We start from the raw sequence: 18,533 nt of genomic DNA on the forward strand, positions 1-18,533 counted from the left end.
AGGTCGGCTGGTAAACTTAAAGTACATAAATAAAGTAAATGTACTTAGAAAGTACATTTACTTTATTTGGATAAAATGTACTTGTAAAGTTATTTTTGTTTTTGAGTACAAAAAAACCGCCTGCTATGAGGCGGTTCAATTAGAATTATTTGTATGGGAAGTTCTTTAGACGACTATATGCTTGTCATAAATCCATTATTACTTGTTTGACGTATCCAACGATACGGCAGTTACCGTTGATTGGAATTGGGTCGTATTTAGGATTTAGAGGTACAAGAAATTTATTAGGTCCGTCAATTTCAAGTTTCTTTATAGTGGCTTGCGGCGCATCGTTTAAAGTTGCAACGACTATCTTGCCATTATCGGGACAATTGCAAGGCTCTACTATTACGATGGAACCATCAGGGATGCTGGGAGATCCATAAGGGTTTGTCATTGAATTTCCAGTAACCCTCATTGCGAACGCATCTGCGGACGTATTCACTGATATTGTTTGCCATTCGAACTCGGTATCCGCATCAATAATGATACGAGCCCACTCGCCAGCTTGTACTTCAGTGAGGATCGGAACTGCTTTTAACTTGCTTGTGTCAATAAACTCTGAGTTATCACCCAGTTGCTTCGCTATGTTTTCTGTCGCTTCTTTTTGAGATTGTGATTCGCTTTTCGGATTATGGTCTACGTCTAGCCAGCCCTCAGGCTTATTAAAGCACTGTTCAATGTGTCGAGCCATTCGCGGACCAATTTCAGTTGTCGCGCCTTTTCCCATAAATCGGCTAACTTGTGTCGATGAGCGATCTATCTTATCTGCAAACGCAGCGTAGCTTCCCAGTTGACTGGCAAGTTCTCGCGCATTTTCTCTTCTGATCTCTTCGGCAGTTTTCATAGCGTCACTATATTACCACAATTTCTGGACAACCTATCACATGTACGAAATAAGTACATGACCTTGAGAGTTCATAATTATTGTGTATTATGTACTCGGGAGGTACTTTTATGTACGCAAATTACTGGCGTCAACTCGACGCGAATCAACGTGAAACTCTAGCTAACCAACTAGGTACAAATGAAGACTACTTGCGTCAGGTTTTGTATGGCTACCGAAAAGCAGGAGCAAAACTAGCGAAAGAAATCCATGAACTAACGAATGGTCAGGTGAGCAAGAGCCGTTTAAGACCAGATTATTTTTAAGTTTATAGCACTTTTTACATCGCAAGATGATTTAGGAAATTCTGTACAAACAACCAGTAAGGAAAAACCATGAACAATAGTTTTAAAAGCGTTATGCGTAACGCGATAGAAAGTTGGCGCACGGAACTGAGTAAAGAGTGTATTGCTCACCGTGTCGCGAGCTTATATCACAAACTCGATCTTGAGCACGAGGTTGATGCGCAGCGTAAAGAGCTACTTAAAGTACCGGGCGCTGATGATAAGAACAATGCTCAAAACTTTTTCCGTTACGTCGAGCGCACAAGCGTAGAAGCCAAAGCCACGATGATGGATTTGTTACCTGCGGTACTTAAGGCGATGCCTGCCAAACGCGCGAGCGACATGCTTAACCAATTTCTTAACCCGCTTGGGTTCTCTGTTACTTGCATTGGTGCGAGTGATGCAAACTTAAGCCGAGATTTGCTCTTGCATAACCACAACAAAGAGACATCTGAAGCATTCCGTGCGGTGATCTCTTTAGGGGAGAACGCGAATATTGACCAGCTGCGCGATGCGTACCGAGAAGTGCAGGAGGCGAAGGCATCTCACGCGCCGCTTCTGGAATACCTTGAATCGTTGATGGCCAAGAAAGCCGCCTGATTTAAACGCGTCGTGGCTGACCACCACACAGTACGCGCCTTTATCCGCAAACACGGAGAACTTTGTGCAATGAGCCTTAGCTTACAGAACTATCACGGCTGCTATATCTGGGTAGCCAATAACGGTGTGTGTCGTTTCGTCGTATCACGGACTAAAGCGATGGAAATCTTTGAATCAATGAAAGCGGGGACGGCGGTGTGAGTATTAAATACATGTCGACCATTCTTGATGTCGATGCCTTTACCTGTACTCAGAAAATCATTTTGCTCTGCATTGCTGATTACGCGAATGACGAGGGTGTTGCGTGGCCGGGTAAATCGACTATCGCGAAAAAGTGTCGTGTTTCACCGAGCACAGTCAAAAATCAGATTAAGAAGCTCTCAGAAATGGGCGTGATTTCTGTCCGTCGCCGTAAGGAAGAAAACAGCAAAATCCACGACACAAATGTGTACTGGATTAACCTAAAAGCGATTGTGAATTTGGGGGATACCTCAGGCAATGATGACCCTAGGGCAAATTCTGACCTAGGGCAACTGACGTCAGGGGGTAGGGCAACAGCTGACCCCAAACCATCATTAGATCCATCAAACAATAATAGATCCCCCCTTAATCCCCCCAAGGATGCTTCTCAGGGTTCTGGCAAGCGTAAATCTTCGCCACGCAAAACTACCATGCCTGATGATTTTGAAGTCACTCAGAAAATGGTGGATTGGTACAACGCTCAAACAGATTTTGTGCTGGATGTGCAGAGCGCTACCGAGCAGTGGAGTGATGCGATGTTAGCCAGAGCCAGCAAGTACGTTGATTGGGTTTCTGCTTGGCGCAATGGCATGCGGATGCAAAACAAGTGGGCAAAGGAGCGTGGTGCGCTAGCCCGTGGCCAATCGCAAATTCCTCAAGTGGAAGAATTTTCAGACCAAACCAACCCTGATGATTACGGACCACCTCAGTGGTTCAAAGACCGCCAAAACGGAGGTGACCAATGAACAGCTTTTTCCAAAAACTGCAGCAAGCGATGCCTGAAAACGTTGTGCCGTACACGCCAGAGCAGATGGCTCAACTCGCTCAGCAGGAAGTCGAGAAGCAAAGCCATGCGGTGTACCAGAACTACCAGCAGAGCAAAGTTCAGGATTTACTTGGTCGCAGTGGAGTAGGCAAGAAGCACTTGAAGTGTCGATTTGCCAATTACGTGACGGAGAACCAAGGTCAACGTCAGGCGTTTAGTGTTTCTCGCCGTTGGGTCTCTGAGTTCTTGGAAGGTGATGAGAAAAACTTTGTATTTTCTGGATCGACAGGAACGGGTAAAAACCACTTGGCTTGTGCAATGGCGAACTCGTTGATGACGCGCAATCGTACGGTGTTGGTGATTACGGTCGCTGAGTTGATGATGAAAATTCGCGATAAGTACAACCGCCAATCGAACGTTACAGAAGCTCAGTTTCTGAAGTATCTAGCTCAGGTCGATTTGTTGGTGTTGGATGAGGTTGGGGTGCAGCGAATGAATGACCACGAGGCGATCATGATTAACACTATCATCGACTCACGCTATACCAACGAGAAGCCAACCGGCATTCTGACCAATCTGAAATCTGATGATCTGACTCAGGTTCTTGGAGCCCGAGTGATGGAGCGTTTGTTGGAGAGCTGCGAGTGGGTGAGCTTCACGTGGGAGAGTTTTCGCAAGCAGGTGAGGAACAGCAAGGAGGTAGCGTAAATGCGACCAGAAACGTTATTGGCTAAGTTCGATTTAAAAGGCATAAATTACGAACCGCAAAAGGGCGGCAAAGGATTATTTTCTTTGGAAGACCAGCTCGGCATGGTGGGGATTACCTGGAAGGAATCTCCAGTCGGTTTTCTGGTGTTGTTTGTGGAGTTACTGGATAACGCGCAATCGAGAAGAGCACTGGAAAAGGCGGTACTCGCGGAATTGTATACGCTGACCGATGACTGGCGCGGCCAAAAAAGCGAAGCCGCATTTGCAGCCATTGTGCGCGCAGCTGTGGAAGAAGCGATCACACCGCAAGGCCGTATTTGTTCTTGTTGTGGCGGAAGCGGGAAGTACCGAGCCCCAAACCGCCACTACCGAAAGTGCATGCATTGCAACGATGGCCGAGTCGCGTGGGACTTAGAAAGCCGCTTCGTTGCAATGTGCTCTGGTAGTTTCGTGTGCACCTTCTCTGTATTCAAACGCCAATACCACCCAGTTCTCGATGGCCTAGCAGATTGGCTAGCCGCTAAGCGCAATGCTGCGATGTTGGCGCTAATGGAAAGGATAGAGAAGGAGCGGGTGGCTTAGTTTGGGTGGCCTGTCAGTGTTTGGATCTGGGTTAAGTGAGAGCTGGCAGGTTCGTTTTTCGTTGATTAACTTATTGATTATAAATTGAAAAGACATGAGAAAGGCTGCATTATAATTAGGTGGGAAAACAGCATCTGGCTGATTTAGACGTTAAATAAAAAAATAGGCAAGTTAGTGAAATTTGAAACAAAGCAGGCGGCTGTGTTCTTTGTCGATATACTAGGTATGAGCGCACTTACAGAAGGTGCTATCAACCTTGAGGGGCTCGATGAAAAAATAGGCGGTGACATATATGATATAGAAATCAATGGAGCTCAGGGCTTCTCTAGTCCGAATCAGGTCATAGCAGCATGGACACTTAAAACATTTAGAGAAGTTTTAGGCACAGTGTGCACAAAATACAACGTAAATATTTCTCAGTTGTCTGATTGTGCATTTGTCTGGTCTGAAGACACTTCTGAATTGTTGCTCGCGTCATCTGAACTGATGTGGGAGTTAACTTTGTCAGGGGTACTGTGTCGGGGAGGATTAAGCTATGGTGAAGTTATAGTTCCACGCAATGATAAAGAATCATTTGGTTCATTCATTCTTGGAGATGCTGTAACCAAGGCTGCCAAACATGAAGGGAGAGGCAAAGGGTGTCGAGTCTTTACTGATGAACATGCTGCTTATAAATTTAATAAACATTTTCCAGGCAAAGTTAGTCGCCCATTTATCTCAACAGAAGTATATAATGAGATATTTGGAGAGATAACCAACCCCCTTGATTACTCAATTGTAGATGAATTTAAATGGTACTTGTTCTACGATTTGAAAGGTATAACACATGAATCCTTAACATTAAATCGAGCTGAACATGCGATGTACATGGCAGGTTTAGTCTCTACATTAAGGCATTCTCCGTATTTTGCTTGGAACGCTCAGAACAAACATGGTTTAGTACAGCTTGCTGGTAGTATTGAAGCTATATCTTCTGCAATTAAAACTCATACTGGTCATGATCAAGCTAAACAGCCGGCGGAGTACGCTATGCAATATTTAAGTAAAGTAACCAGAAGCTATGAGAGTGTAAAACTACACTTCTATCAATACAATGTAGATGCACTAACAAAAGGCGCCCATGATGAAATGACAGAACTGGTTGCAAGCCAAGTAGCTGAAAGGCTTTCTCTGGCATAGTCACCTCGCAAGTTGTTTAAGGTGGTTTGCAAAAGCTGGGCGTTTTTTGTTCCACCTTAATTAGACGTTGTGTGCCTTAGAGGTTAACTTGAAGAAATATACGATTCTTTTCTCGATAACATCAATATTTGTTGCCGTTCCTATAGTATGCTGGCTTATTAAATTTCACGATTTCGATTTGTCATCAAATTCTGAAAAATGGGCTGATTTTGGAAGTTTCATTGGTGGAACAATCTCGCCGATACTAGCATTTGTCAGCTTTATAGCCGTGATGGTTACTATTAAACTGCAAAAAGATAAGAACGACCTTGAGAAAGAGTTAATTGACTCACAGGGGTATTGTGCAAATGCTGTGAAATGCTTGGAGCGCGCATATGGCTTTTTATCTGATAATGGCGCTGCGACTGTACCCGTAAAAGATCGTTTGGTTTGGCTGACTACGGCACGTTTGATTTTGCAGTCCAAAGAGTTAGCTAGCGCTATAAGTCCAAAAGCAGTTAGCTCGTTAGCAATGTATGAGTCAGAGAGAGAATATTGGAGTCACCGCTTTTACAATCTAATCGATTATACAGGGACGAAGTCATTTTCTATGGATAAGGATTATTTTGCTAAGGCAAGCAGAATTCCAGGTGATGAAATTGAAGAACGTTCTATAAAGGTTATCTATGAGTTTGCTTTATCATTCGATGGAGAAAACGATCCAATAGATAGAGTATCAGTGTATTCTCGCGACGAACTTGATAGGTTCAATGTTGGTCAGAAAGGCTTGAAAGAATACCTTGAACTGAAAATCATAAGGCGGGAAAAACGCTCAAAGCAATAAAATTCTTTTGTCCGCATCACAGCAACCAATCCTTCTCGAACAACACGGTTATCTTCTTTGCTTGGTCATGATGCTTTGCAATGCTAGTCGAGTGGCGTGAGTGTGTAGTTATTCGAACTTCATCGCAAAGCTACGGAGAGAGCCTATATTGTTGAGCCTTAAACGACTATGTTTTGGGCAGAACACCAATGACATCCTTCCTTTGCTGCTGAAACTAAAAACGCCCTGAGGGGCGTTTTTAGTTTTAGATTGATATCCCCCCTTATGAGTTTTTTCCACATGTGGGTTGTGCTCGCGTACGTCTAATTATACTGTATATAAATACAGGTTTGTGGATGTATGAAAGTTTGAGGCCCATAGAAGAAAAATCGACAATGTAGCTGTACATTGACTTTGTAGGTCTGTTTATTATTTTGATAAATTTATAAATATAAGTCTAAGTGAGCACCATGGAAATTAAAAACGTCATTTTGCACAACCTCATTAAAGCGGAAAAGAAGGTTAAAGTAGGGTTAGACGATCGTAAGAAAGAAAACGAAATAAATGATTCCGCTCTACAGTTGAGCAAGGAGATCAACGAGAAGTTCAACTCTACTGGGTTAAACACCGGTCACTTTCAGAAGCCAGAGAAAGATGAACAATTAACTCGCTTTGAATTTTTGCTGGAAAAATATTACAACGATGGTTTTGAAGATTTTGTTAATTTTACTAAATCAGCGGCAAAGTACCTTCAAGAACAACTAATGGGTGCACCTTTAGCAAAAGGAGGACATCTGTGGTTCAACCACTATATACATGCAGGTGACCATTTTTTGAGCGTGGTTTTACTACGCGAAAAGAAAGTTATGCGTATAGATAAGTTGGAATTAGAGCAGTTTGATAGCGTCGACCTAGATAAACTCCATATGGCTGCTCGTATTAATCTCACTAAGTGGAAGAATGCTGATGAGCTTTCGAACCGTTACATCTCTTTCAAAATTGGTAAGGAAGCGAAAAAGGTTACAGATTACTTCGCTAAATTCATTGGTTGCAAAGAGTTCACCCAGGCAGCTGCGGATACTAAAGCTCTTGTTAAATGTGTAGAGGAATACTGTAGTCACCATCTCTTCGATGATGCGAAAACTGAGATGGTGAAGAACAAGGCCCATGATCAGATTGTTGAATGGAGAAAGGAAGAAAAGCAGACAATACGCTTGGACACTCTTTCTACAGTCCTCGATGCAACGTTCTTGCCAGAAGATGTCGCCGAAGATAAAAAAGGACAATTTTTACGTATATCACAAGGCGAGCCTTATAACCTCAATAATGAATTGGCTACGGATGCGAATGCTTTAAGACGACTAAAAAAATACTCGGGAAGAAACAAACTTATTTCGCTAAGCTTTGACGCGAAACTATTAGGAAATGCCGTAGTATATGACCCTGATAACGGTGGTGTGTTAACCATTACTGAGATACCGAAAACGCTGAAAGATCAGCTAGAAGGCAAAAATTAAAGATGACTAAGATAGAGCTTCTTAATCAGATATCGTCATTTATTGATACGTTTAAACTCGTTTCTAGTAACGAGGATGATTATACGTGCCAAGTCAAAATGACGGCTGAAATTAAGGAGCTACTAACTTCATGGGAAGGCGAAAACCTAATTCTAACTATTGATAGTCTGGCTGATAGTAGCTCACCGGATGCTGAAAAGACTGTTGTAGGTAGTGACTATCAAGTCTCTATTTCATTAGTCCACTTACGCCAAGATGGTATAGAAATATACTCTAACTGGGCTCAGTTTTTTGAGAATAGTAAAAACAAATGCGTAATTCCTGACTCATTTTATATTATCCATGATAAGTCAAAATACACTGGCCAAACGGATGAACTAACTGGTGACTTGAAGCACTATATAAACACAGTATCGCTAATCAATATTTTGCTTGAGCAGGCCGACCACACTGATACGGTTAATGGGATTAATGTTCCAAATGTAGTTATGTTGCATAAAAACCGATTGGAGATTCCTTGTAAGTACAAGCTAGAGGATATTCAGTCTGGTCTAGATGGCATAACGCATATAAGTAAATGGATAAAAGATAAGGCGCACAAAGATCAAAGAGTAAGTATCTTTAAAACTGCTTTATATGATTTTCTTAAGTCTGTACAAAAAGAAAGACGGTTTGAATATCTCATTACTCATTTTGGAGAATTCTCCGCTCAGGTTATTGAGAACTATGATCTTTATGTGAGCGAGTTTTCTTTTGATGATGTTCGTTTGGAGTATCAGGAAAAGAAAAGAGACTACATGTTGAAAATCAACGAAACATTTAGCTCTATTCAAACCAAAGCGTTGGGTATCCCTGTTTCGTTAGCATTTGTTGCAATTCGATTATCAACATCAAAGACAGACAGCCTCACTGAAGCAACTAACATGCTTTTATTTGTTGCAGCTCTAGTATACGGCGTAATGATGTGGCTATTAATACAGAACCAAAAACACTCACTGAAATCTATAGAAATTGAGTATAAAGGGCAGATCAACCGTCTTAAAAAAGAGTATCCCGATCACCACGATAAAATAATCTTGGAGTTCGAAGATTTAGATAAAAGATGCCGTACACAAAGGTTCCAGTTGAACGTCTTCTTGGTTTTGATAATTGGTCTAGTGCTTATTTCATATATACACCTAGATGTATCTCTTGATACTTATCGGGACCGTATTTTTGAATGGCTACTAGAAGTTGCGACGAAGGGGTGGGAAGTCATTGTGGCTATTATTGATAATAAGAGCTCCTCTATTAACTAAGTCTAAATATAGTGGGTGAGTGTTGACATTCACCCCTAAATGGCGCACTCTTTCCATTGTGCAAAACCTCGCCCATTCGGCGGGGTTTTTTTATATCTCAACAAAACTGTGTTGGAGCACCTTCGGGTGCTTTTTTTGTTTCTAAGAGTTCCACATGGTTAAGACATTTCTTGAAAACCTCCATGAATGGAAAGGTAGGCTAATCGCTTATTGTGGCGGTACTGGTGTCAGCGTATTCAGCGAAACTGTGGCGGCTAAGGCCCAACAATCTAGTGAGTTGGCTACCAGTAGCCCCGATATCACCATTGCCAATTTAATTTCCATTGGTGGTCTTGTCGTCGTAATTGCGAGGCTAATTTTTGATATCTGGGTTCATTTCGATAAGCGTAAACAGGGGAAGAAAATAGATGGATGCAAAGCAACTGACCGAATTGGTCGTTAGGCCCACTTTAAAGCAGCTTGGTTTGTATAGTGCATCGGCAGAGCAACTGGTGGTCGGCACTATCTTTGTGGAGAGCCGGGCTAAATACCTCAAGCAAATTGGTAATGGTCCGGCTCTAGGTATTGTGCAGATGGAACCTGCCACTCATGACGATATTTGGCAAAACTATTTGGCTTATCGTACTGAGTTGAAAGAAAAGGTAAGCCAGCTCGTAAAAGAAGGTACAGCACAGGAACTTATCACGAACTTAGCTTATGCGGTGGCTATGTGCCGAGTGCACTACTTGCGCGTTCCTAAGTCTTTACCTAGTCCTGGTGATATTCCTGCCTTAGCACGATATTGGAAAACGTATTACAACACACATAAAGGAGCGGGGGAGGTCTCCGACTTCATCGATAAATTCCCGACAGACATACTGATCTAGAAGCGGCCTAAAACGGCCGCTTTTTTATTGGAGCTAATACTATGAAAGTTTTCTTGTTTACCTTCTTTAAAAGCTTGCTTGGTTACTGGGCTGCAAAGCTACTTAGCCCTGAATCGGTGACTGAACTGCTTATCACGATTGCTGATGCTCATGCCAAAAACACCAAAACCGACACGGACGATCGCTTGATTGATATTGTGAAAAAGTACCTCGGTAAAGAGCAGTAACCCTATTTTCACCACCAAGAGCAAAGACGTTAACGATCTGCAATGTCGTCGAGCATTGCCAGGCTTCGGCCATTTAGTAACAGTGCTTACGGTGGTGACCCTATTCCTAATGTCTTCACGGACATGCGTTGGTGCCTCGCTGTTTCTCTGTGTTAGCAATGACCATGAAGTAACCTGACCCGTTGCTTAATCCTTAACATGAGAGCGCACAAAGAAAATCAATAAGGCTCAAGCTGAGGGGCGAAACTCCCCTTCATTACTGGAAACGTCAGCCACAGGCGAAGAAGCGGCGTGACACTGGAGAGACAGATTTAGCGGTTTAACTCTATGACTACAGTACGGTTGCGTATCTCTGATACGAAAATTAAAAGCTATTTGAAAAGTGATACTGTCACGAGGCTTAGGGATGAAAGATATGCTTTAGAGCTTCGTTTTCACAAGTCTCGCGAGAGTGCTACTTGGTGGTTGATTGATAAACGAAAGAACAACGGAAAACACGGAAAACCAAAATGGGAACGGCTTGGACTTTGGCCTCGTCTAAGCGCTAAGGCACTGTTTGAGTTGTTACCCCAAAAGATTGCTAGGATGGCGACGGATACGGACCAAGTGGTTACAGACTGGACCTGTTTTGGTGATTGCTTGCGCTGGTATGTGCAGCATATTGAGTCGAACAAGGATATCTCTTCAGAAAGGAAAAGTGCCGTTAAGTCGGTGGTCTTTAATCACTTGTTACCAGCTCTTGGGGAATTGCCTCTTACTCATATTCGGAAGCACCATATCAAGGACTTATTGGTTTGGCCGCTGCGTGAGCGCTATGAACTTAGAACGGTTAAAGGCTACTTTGCTATTTTAAAAGCAGCGTTTAATCAGGCATATCGAGAAGAGCATATCGCTTCAAATCCAGTGGCTGCGATGGTGTTTACTGATTTTATCAGCAAGAAAATCACACCTAATGAGGGGAAAATTCAGTCTGATGATGTGAGTCGATTGCTCGATAGGCTCAAGGCTTATGCACTGCAAAAGCAGGTGTTTGTGTTGATGCAGTTGGCGCATGGCACTCGTATTCGTGAAACCCGTTTAGCTCGATGGAGCCATATTGATTGGGAAGAGAATATCTGGAGAATACCCGCCTGTAACGCCAAGAACGGTGAAGCATTGATGTTACCGATGACCTGGCAGATTAGAAACCTACTTCAACAGTATCGCCTTACCCAAAAGGAAGGACAGAAGTTTATATTTCCCAATGCGAAAGGGGATGCACCTATCTGTAAGGACACGGCCAACAGTACTTATGCGGAATGGAGTGAGGGTGAGTTTACTAGCCACCATTGCCGTAAGTTAGTTGGCACTAGGCTGACTGACCTAGGCGTCGATAAGTTTGTACGTGAACGCATTCTTAATCACAAGATGTCAGACCTAGACCAAGCTTACATACACACGACAACGGAAGCCTTGAAACTTAAGGCCTTGCAGACTTATCACAATTGGTTAGATCTGCAGGGCTTTATTTTTTTCCATGGGAAGATCGCGGGAAGATCCTAAAACATGATCATCTAGTGTGAGCTTAGAATCGATAAGGCTTTACGCATCGCTGACCGATTTAACTCTTAAGAAAATCTGTTAATTGTGGTGATTGGTGTTCATTTGGATGTTTGGACGTCTAAAACACCAAAAAACCGAGAAAGGAGTAGAAGGGAGTTTTACTGGTTTTGACCCCAAAAACGCCTGATTTCAGCGTTTTTTGAGTGGTTGAAAATCACGGTGAAAATCAGGTTTAAAAACGCTGTTCAATTAATTCCAAGTCAAATCCCACTCACGCCTTGTCCCACAAGGGCTGCGAAAGATTGCGGGTCCTTCCCAGAGGTTCAATAACCCACGGGGCCGAGACTCGCCGATTCCGCCTCATTTTAATGTCCGGTTTTTACTCCCTTCTATCGGGTGGGTCGAGAAGGGAGTGAACCATAACGCGTAACGCTAGAAGAATGTCGCTATGGCTGAAGTAAACCGAAATGAATTTGCTCGAATTATGGGTTACTCACCGAAGTGGGTGGGTGACCTCATCAAAGAGGGCTTGCCACATCAAGGCGGTGGTGGACGAGGTAAGCCTCTAATCATTGAAACAGATAAAGCCATTCAGTGGATTATCGACCGCGAAATCAAAAAGCAAATTGGCCAGTACGAGAAAGAGCACAGTAGCCCAAAAGTTGGCACCAAAGACGGTGAAGACTTATTGCTCACTGCTGCCAAACGCCGCAAAGCTGAAATTGAAGCTCAAAAGGCCGAAGAAACAGTGATGGATTTGGGAGAGTTAGCCCAGTTCCTATACATGGTTGGAAACTTATTTGGTAGTGAGCTGGATGGCATAGGGGCTCGAACAGCTTTAGAGGTAGCGTCAGAACATGAACCCGCCAAATGCAAAAACACAATTGATCGAGAAGCTCGACGTATACGCACTGCCACCGCTGACCACCTCAGTACGTTCGTTGCTGAGTATCTTGCAAAACGTAGCAGAGATGATCAGAGCGAAGCCGCTGAGGAATGCTGCGCAGTGGGCGACTGAGAATAGAATTATGCCTCCGGGTTCGCCAATACCTGGGCCGTTTGATACGACTTCAACACCATACATGATTCCTGTTTGTGTCGCGTTTGCAGACCCAACTTATTCAAAAATCACCTTTGTTATGGGAACGCAGATGGGAAAGTCGGCCACGATGCAGAACGTGATTGGATGGCGCCTTGATGACCAACCTGCACCGATCATCTATGTGGGGCCGACCGAGTCGAACATTAACAACGTCGTTGAGCCAAAAATAATGGAGATGTTCCGAGAGTGCTCAACGCTGTGGTTAAAGTACGATGATAAAAGTCCCAAACATAAAAAGCGTATTGGGGGCGTGTCTTTGCGTTTTGCATGGGCTGGTTCGGCAACTGAATTGGCATCGGATTCTGCGGTTATCACGCTAGTTGATGAGTTAGACCGTCCTGATACCAATGCAACAGGTGAGGGCTCATTAGCGGAAATTGCAGAAGCGCGTGGTGATGCTTATATCGACTCAAAGCTTGGGTTAACTAGTACGCCAACGCATGGTAAGGCAAGTACCTATGAACACCCTGAAACAGGGATGACTCATTGGGCAGTTGCACCAAAAGGCAAAGTGTCGAGCCCGATTTGGTTGGAGTGGGAACAAGGAACTCGACATGAATGGGCTGTCCCATGCCCTGACCCAGATTGCGGTGAGTATTTCATACCACGAAGTGATCTACTTTGGTGGCCAGGCAAAGGCACAGAGAATGAAAGCTCTCCCGCAGCTGCATCGCGTGAAGCCCGTTTAATCTGCCCTCATTGTGGGGTACAGATTGAAGACAAACACCGCAAAGTAATGAACGCTCAAGGTGTTGCTATTGCTCCTGGGCAATATGCTAAGAAGTACGACGACAGCTCTGTATTGATTACACAGGGTTATGAATCGACCGTCGTCCCATTTCATTCCATGCTTCATCCACTGGAGGACAACAACCACTTCAGTATTTGGGTGAGTGGTCTTTGCTCGTTCTCCGGTAAAAAGAGTTATGGCTATCTAGCCAGAAAACTCCTTCAAGCGCAGAGAAGCGGTGACCCACACCAATTACTCTCGGTTTATAACACAGGGTTTGGAGAAATATTTGCTGTTGTTGGTGATGCTCCTGAGTGGGAAGAAGTCTACAAGCTACGCTCGACGTTCTCATCAGGTGAAGTTCCTGATGGGGTACACACACTAATTTGTACTGTGGATGTCCAGAAAAACCGTCTTGTTTATATCGTACGCGGTTGGGTTGATGGTATGTCCTCACGCCTGATTGAGTTTGGCGAGCTATGGGGGGATACCGATAAGCCGGAGGTATGGAGTGAACTAGATGACTTGATGGAGCACGAATGGGGGAACTTAAAAATCAAGCAGTGCGGTGTCGATGCAGGCTACAGAACTGATGAGGTTTATGCCTGGGTTCGTCGCCATAAAACTCGTGCACGAGCGTTAATGGGTTGGCAGAAGCTCCCCAAACCTTTTCGTGTCACTCGCGTTGAAGTTGATAAGCAGGGCAAGGTTAGAAAGCGTGGTGACAAGCGATGGGACTTTGATGCCAGCTTGGCGAAAGCGTGGGTACATAACCGTGTCCGTTGGAAACGCGGCACCGTTGGTGATTGGTTACTGCCTTCCGATGTCTCAGAAGATTACTGTAAGCAGATTGTTGCTGAGGAGTTTGATGATGAAAAAGGAGAGTGGAATCGAGTCAGTAAAGACAACCACTTTCTCGACTGTGAAGGTATGAACTATATGGTGGCCAGAATGCTACGACTTGACCGAAAGAAACCAAAACCGATTGATGATGAGGAAGAAACTCAACCTGAATCGGTAGCCGATGAGGCAGACGAGCAGGAAGACGAGGAAGAGCGTAAGCCTGTTAAGTTGAAAAAACGCAAGCGCCGCTTAGTACGGCGAAAAGGAAACTTTGCTAAATCATGGTAATACCGACAAAGATCACTTCAGGTCTGTCGGTCAACTTCAAACTCTCTTATCCAGATTACCCTGCTAGTTCTTGGGTAGCCACTATCTATCTACGTTCCGCATCCGGTAAGGCAGACATTGTCGGCACACCGGAGGGTGATGCGTTCCGATTCTCAGTACCAGCAAGCGAGACAGCGAACTGGCCCGCAGAAGAATACAGCGTTGTGTTGCGTGTAACTGATGGCACCGATGTACATCAGCCTCTTACCAGCCGATTAACTGTACTGCCAGACTTGGCAGCATTGGATGTACATGACCCTCGCAGCGAAGCAGAGAAAGCATTGGCAGCTATTCAGGCTACGTTAACCAATCGTGCTACATCTGATCAGCTTAAGCTGTCGTTTGGTGGTCGTAGTCTGGAGAAGACCCCGTTGAGCGAACTGCTGCAGTTAGAGCAGCGATTTCTCAATAGGGTGAATCAGGAGAAGCGTAAGAAGTCTGGCCGAGGTCTTCTGACAGTACATAAAGTGAGGATGCGCTGATGTGGAATCCTTTTAATCGCAACGCTAAGCCAGAGGCCAAAAAGAAACGTCGCAAGACACCATATGTCAAATTGAGTCCTGTTTCTCGAAGCCTATTCTCGGCAGCTGATCCAGACAGAAACAATAGTACTTGGGATTCTTCACCTGTGCCCATTGGCAAGATGATTGATCAAAAACTCGCGGTTTTAGTCGCTCGCTCACGCGAACAGATCAGTAACAATGACTATGCCCGAGGGTTTGTCCGAGAAGTTCGTAAAAATGTACTCGGACATAAAGGTATTGTTCTTCAAGTTCGGGGCAAAGAGCATGATGGTTCATTGGATACCAACGGAAATGCCGCCGTTGAGAAAGCTTTTAAAAAGTGGGGACGACGCGAAAACTGTACCGTTGATGGGCGTCTTGATTGGCGCAGAGCCAAGCGCGTCATTCTCAATACGGTAGTGGGGAGCGGTGAAGCGTTCATACGAATCGTTGAAGGTCCACACGCTGGTCCCTGGGGATTTGCTATTCAGCTCATAGACCCTCTAAGAGTACCGATTCAGGTCAACGAAAGCCGACTAGCAAACGGAAACGTAATTCGAAACGGTATAGAAATGACCCCTTATGGACGCCTGGTTGCTTACTTAGTTGAAACAAAAGCAGGTGTTTTAGCTGAAGCATTTCGCCATGGAGGTAAAGAGTTTGAACGTGTTTCCGCTGAAGACATGCTGCACGTTTATGACCAAGAGCACCCTGAGCAATTCCGGGGTATTCCATGGAATCACACATCATTAAGTCGAATGCGTAACCTTTCTGGCTTTGAAGAGGCTTCTGTTGTAAACGCCAGAGCGGGTGCTAGTAAAACACTGGTACTTCAAGCTGACGCTGATGTTTATGAACCGGATGAATCCGAAGAGTTTGAAGAGCCAGAGATTGAGTTAGAACCCAATACGGTTGTGACTTTGCCTCCAGGCTTTACTCCTGTTGATTACTCGCCGGACTTTCCTTCAACAGAGACGGCAACGTTCTCAAAGCATATGTTGCGAGGAATGGCTACAGGTCAGGGTATGGCTTACAACACGTACGCCAATGACTTGGAAGGTGTCAACCTTAGTTCAATTCGCCAAGGCAAGCTTGACGAACGTGACGGGTGGAAAGAGTTACAAGAATGGTTCATAGAGTCGGTTTGCCATCGAGTTTATGAACGTTGGCTTCAGTATTCATTACTTGCCGGAAAAGTCATTAACTCAAATGGTAATCCTATCCCAGCTAGCCGCTTAGGCAAGTTCCTAGAAGCAGATTGGCAACCTCGCCGTTGGGAATGGATTGACCCTCTTAAAGAAGAGAAAGCCATTACCGAAGCTCAAGAAAATGGTCGTAAGTCCCCTGGTGAAGCAATACGTGAATCTGGTCGTGAGCCTGTAGATGTCTGGAAGGGATATGCAGAGGACATCAAGGCAATGAGAGCGGAAGGGATTCCAGACGAAATGATAGCCCAGATTTTGGGAATAAAAGCCACCGGGCAACCTGCAGGAGTAAATCAAAGTGAGCAAGAAGAAGACGAAACTGACGACGAGTGATCTGATTCGTCAGGTCACAGGTCAACCTGTGTATCGAAACTACACGGTTGAGTCAGTGGATGAAGAAAACCGTACGGTTGAACTGGCTTTCTCTAGCGAATATCCAGTTGAGCGTTGGTTTGGCTATGAAGTCCTCGACCATTCATCTGGTGCAGTACGCATGGCACGTTTTGATGCTGGCGCTTCTGCCTTGGTCAATCATGACTGGGACGATCTAGTTGGTGTCATTGAATCAGCTCGAATCGAAAAGAATAAGGGCCGAGCGGTTGTTCGGTTCGGTACTAGCCCAAGAGCTGAGGAAATTTGGCAAGACGTTAAAGATGGCATTCGTAAGCACGTTTCTATTGGTTACATCGTCCATGCGATGGTTCTTGAAAGTGATACGGATGATGTTCGCACCTATCGTGTGACAGATTGGGAGCCGTTCGAGCTGTCTTTTGTCACGGTTCCCGCTGACCCTTCCGTTGGTGTTGGGCGCAGCTTAGATACAACCAAATACCAAAACCACCTGCGTGATATGGGGATCATCATCCCAACTGGCGCAACAGAAAATGAACGTGAAATTGAAAACCGGAGTGAATCCAATATGAAGACTAAAACCCTGCGTGATGCCAGTGGCCGCTTAGTTCGTGCAAAAGTTGATGAGAACGATGTGATTGTTGAGATTATTGAAGTTCTTGAGGAGTCCAACACAGAACGTCAAGCTGGTATTGAAGCAGAGCAAAACCGTGTGCGTGATATTTTAGACCTGTTCGAGCAATACGGAAGTCGTGGTGTTGATCCTAACCCTTATCTTCGAGACAAAAAGAAGACAGCTGCCGATTACCAACGCGCCTTACTTGATGCAGCGTCTGAGAATGGCGGTCAACCAGCGGGAGCACGTAGCGCAACACCAACGGTTGCAGACAGCCCAGACATTGGCTTGTCTGACAATGAAATTCGTCAGTATTCATTTCTGAACGTTCTGCGTTACTTGTCTCAGCCAACGAATGAAAAGTATCGTCGAGCAGCTGCATTTGAGCTTGAAGCCTCTGAAGCCGCAGCCGATAAAATGAAGCGTGAAGCACAAGGTATTATTGTACCTAACGATGTTCTTCGTGCAGCTGCGCCAGTAAGTGCTGGTGGTTCCGGTAGCAACTTGATTGCTACTGACCATATGGCGGGTAGCTTCATTGATATGCTCTATAACAAATCAGCAGTCATGAACTACGCAACTACGCTAACAGGCCTAGTCGGTGATTTATCTATCCCGACTCAAGAGGGTGGCGCTACGGGCTATTGGCTTGGTGAAGATGTAGATGCAACCTTATCTGAAATCACCTTTGGTGAGCGTGGCCTACAAAACCGTACTTGTGCGGCGCTAGTAGAAATGACTCGTAAGATGCTGATGCAGTCTTCACCAGATGTTGAGATGTTGGCTCGTGCGGATATTGCTAAAGCTCTGGCTCTTACTATTGATAAAGCTGCCTTGTACGGCACTGGTGGTGATCAACCGCTTGGTCTAGCAAACATCACGGGTGTGAACGGTGTAGATTTCACTGCGGTTAATCCGACGTTCCAAGAAATTGTAAACATGGAAACAGAGATAACTGCTGACAATGCTGATGTTGGTTCCATGCTTTACATGATGAACGCTACTGGCCGTGGTCACTGTAAGACAACGCAAAAGTTTGCTAATACCAACGGTTCACCTATTTGGGAAGGGGGTAACACTGTAAACGGCTACGGCACGCACATTTCTAACCAGATCAACAACGGTGATTATTGGTTTGGCGTCTGGTCCGAAATGCTGATTGGTTTGTGGGGAGGCCTAGACCTGACTATTGACCCATACACTCATAGTGCGAAAGGTCGCTTGCGTGTTGTTGCATTCCAAGACGCTGATGTAACGGTTCGTCATCCTGCTTCTTTCTGCCTAGGTAAAAAACCAGCAGCCTAATCAACCAAAAACTAC

Annotated in this window: 20 protein-coding genes; 19 read left to right on the forward strand and 1 reads right to left on the reverse strand. The window is 44.7% G+C overall.

The genetic code is table 11. The features are described from left to right. Positions 1 to 184: 184 nt before the first annotated feature. Entirely contained in the window at positions 185 to 886 is a 702-nt protein-coding gene (locus R7Q48_RS10440; protein ID WP_029823468.1) for a LexA family protein, read from the reverse strand. A 110-nt stretch (positions 887 to 996) separates the two neighbouring features. On the opposite strand from R7Q48_RS10440, the gene R7Q48_RS10445 reads away from it, so the two are divergent. From R7Q48_RS10445 to R7Q48_RS10535, 19 genes are all read left to right on the forward strand, one after another. Next, a complete protein-coding gene (locus R7Q48_RS10445; protein WP_029823469.1) occupies positions 997 to 1,191 on the forward strand; it encodes a YdaS family helix-turn-helix protein in 195 nt (64 codons plus the stop codon). Positions 1,192 to 1,260: 69 nt separating this feature from the next. Beyond that, the gene (locus tag R7Q48_RS10450; protein ID WP_025632637.1) at positions 1,261 to 1,809 is read left to right on the forward strand and encodes a toxin YdaT family protein; all 549 of its coding nucleotides are present in this window, start codon (positions 1,261 to 1,263) and stop codon (positions 1,807 to 1,809) included. Positions 1,810 to 1,878: 69 nt separating this feature from the next. Next, positions 1,879 to 2,010: a hypothetical protein gene (locus tag R7Q48_RS10455; RefSeq protein WP_255201246.1), complete on the forward strand. Its 132-nt coding sequence runs from the start codon at positions 1,879 to 1,881 to the stop codon at positions 2,008 to 2,010. Then, the gene (locus R7Q48_RS10460) at positions 2,007 to 2,795 is read left to right on the forward strand and encodes a helix-turn-helix domain-containing protein (RefSeq protein WP_262648668.1); all 789 of its coding nucleotides are present in this window, start codon (positions 2,007 to 2,009) and stop codon (positions 2,793 to 2,795) included. The genes R7Q48_RS10455 and R7Q48_RS10460 overlap by 4 nt, the downstream gene beginning before the upstream one ends. Continuing rightward, a complete protein-coding gene (locus tag R7Q48_RS10465) occupies positions 2,792 to 3,523 on the forward strand; it encodes an ATP-binding protein (protein ID WP_045606057.1) in 732 nt (243 codons plus the stop codon). The genes R7Q48_RS10460 and R7Q48_RS10465 overlap by 4 nt, the downstream gene beginning before the upstream one ends. Continuing rightward, on the forward strand, positions 3,524 to 4,105 hold the full coding sequence (locus R7Q48_RS10470) for a hypothetical protein (RefSeq protein ID WP_262682501.1): 582 nt from the start codon (positions 3,524 to 3,526) through the stop codon (positions 4,103 to 4,105). 174 nt (positions 4,106 to 4,279) lie between these two features. Then, complete coding sequence (locus R7Q48_RS10475; protein WP_262682503.1) at positions 4,280 to 5,284, forward strand: hypothetical protein; 1,005 nt, start codon at positions 4,280 to 4,282, stop codon at positions 5,282 to 5,284. An 88-nt stretch (positions 5,285 to 5,372) separates the two neighbouring features. Further along, a complete protein-coding gene (locus R7Q48_RS10480; protein WP_262682505.1) occupies positions 5,373 to 6,107 on the forward strand; it encodes a hypothetical protein in 735 nt (244 codons plus the stop codon). A gap of 449 nt (positions 6,108 to 6,556) precedes the next feature. Then, positions 6,557 to 7,603: a nucleoid-associated protein gene (locus R7Q48_RS10485; RefSeq protein ID WP_318132272.1), complete on the forward strand. Its 1,047-nt coding sequence runs from the start codon at positions 6,557 to 6,559 to the stop codon at positions 7,601 to 7,603. Positions 7,604 to 7,605: 2 nt separating this feature from the next. Further along, positions 7,606 to 8,901, forward strand: coding sequence for a hypothetical protein (locus tag R7Q48_RS10490; protein ID WP_262682508.1), 1,296 nt, complete (start codon positions 7,606 to 7,608; stop codon positions 8,899 to 8,901). Between the two features lie 154 nt (positions 8,902 to 9,055). Next, positions 9,056 to 9,343, forward strand: coding sequence for a hypothetical protein (locus tag R7Q48_RS10495; RefSeq protein WP_025766797.1), 288 nt, complete (start codon positions 9,056 to 9,058; stop codon positions 9,341 to 9,343). Then, on the forward strand, positions 9,309 to 9,767 hold the full coding sequence (locus tag R7Q48_RS10500; RefSeq protein ID WP_262682510.1) for a hypothetical protein: 459 nt from the start codon (positions 9,309 to 9,311) through the stop codon (positions 9,765 to 9,767). Before R7Q48_RS10495 ends, R7Q48_RS10500 begins: the two co-directional genes overlap by 35 nt. 41 nt (positions 9,768 to 9,808) lie before the next feature. Beyond that, complete coding sequence (locus R7Q48_RS10505) at positions 9,809 to 9,994, forward strand: hypothetical protein (protein WP_025632837.1); 186 nt, start codon at positions 9,809 to 9,811, stop codon at positions 9,992 to 9,994. Positions 9,995 to 10,579: 585 nt separating this feature from the next. After that, on the forward strand, positions 10,580 to 11,536 hold the full coding sequence (locus R7Q48_RS10510; RefSeq protein WP_318132273.1) for a tyrosine-type recombinase/integrase: 957 nt from the start codon (positions 10,580 to 10,582) through the stop codon (positions 11,534 to 11,536). 448 nt (positions 11,537 to 11,984) lie between these two features. After that, complete coding sequence (locus R7Q48_RS10515) at positions 11,985 to 12,554, forward strand: terminase small subunit (protein WP_318132274.1); 570 nt, start codon at positions 11,985 to 11,987, stop codon at positions 12,552 to 12,554. A 10-nt stretch (positions 12,555 to 12,564) separates the two neighbouring features. Further along, positions 12,565 to 14,499 (forward strand): terminase gpA endonuclease subunit, encoded by a 1,935-nt coding sequence (locus R7Q48_RS10520; RefSeq protein ID WP_318132275.1) that lies wholly within the window; start codon positions 12,565 to 12,567, stop codon positions 14,497 to 14,499. Then, the gene (locus tag R7Q48_RS10525; RefSeq protein ID WP_064368146.1) at positions 14,493 to 15,020 is read left to right on the forward strand and encodes a hypothetical protein; all 528 of its coding nucleotides are present in this window, start codon (positions 14,493 to 14,495) and stop codon (positions 15,018 to 15,020) included. Before R7Q48_RS10520 ends, R7Q48_RS10525 begins: the two co-directional genes overlap by 7 nt. Further along, positions 15,020 to 16,579, forward strand: coding sequence for a phage portal protein (locus R7Q48_RS10530; protein WP_064490403.1), 1,560 nt, complete (start codon positions 15,020 to 15,022; stop codon positions 16,577 to 16,579). The genes R7Q48_RS10525 and R7Q48_RS10530 overlap by 1 nt, the downstream gene beginning before the upstream one ends. After that, on the forward strand, positions 16,545 to 18,518 hold the full coding sequence (locus R7Q48_RS10535) for a phage major capsid protein (protein WP_083151000.1): 1,974 nt from the start codon (positions 16,545 to 16,547) through the stop codon (positions 18,516 to 18,518). Before R7Q48_RS10530 ends, R7Q48_RS10535 begins: the two co-directional genes overlap by 35 nt. Positions 18,519 to 18,533 lie beyond the last annotated feature (15 nt).

This window comes from Vibrio sp. 378 (assembly GCF_033339435.1).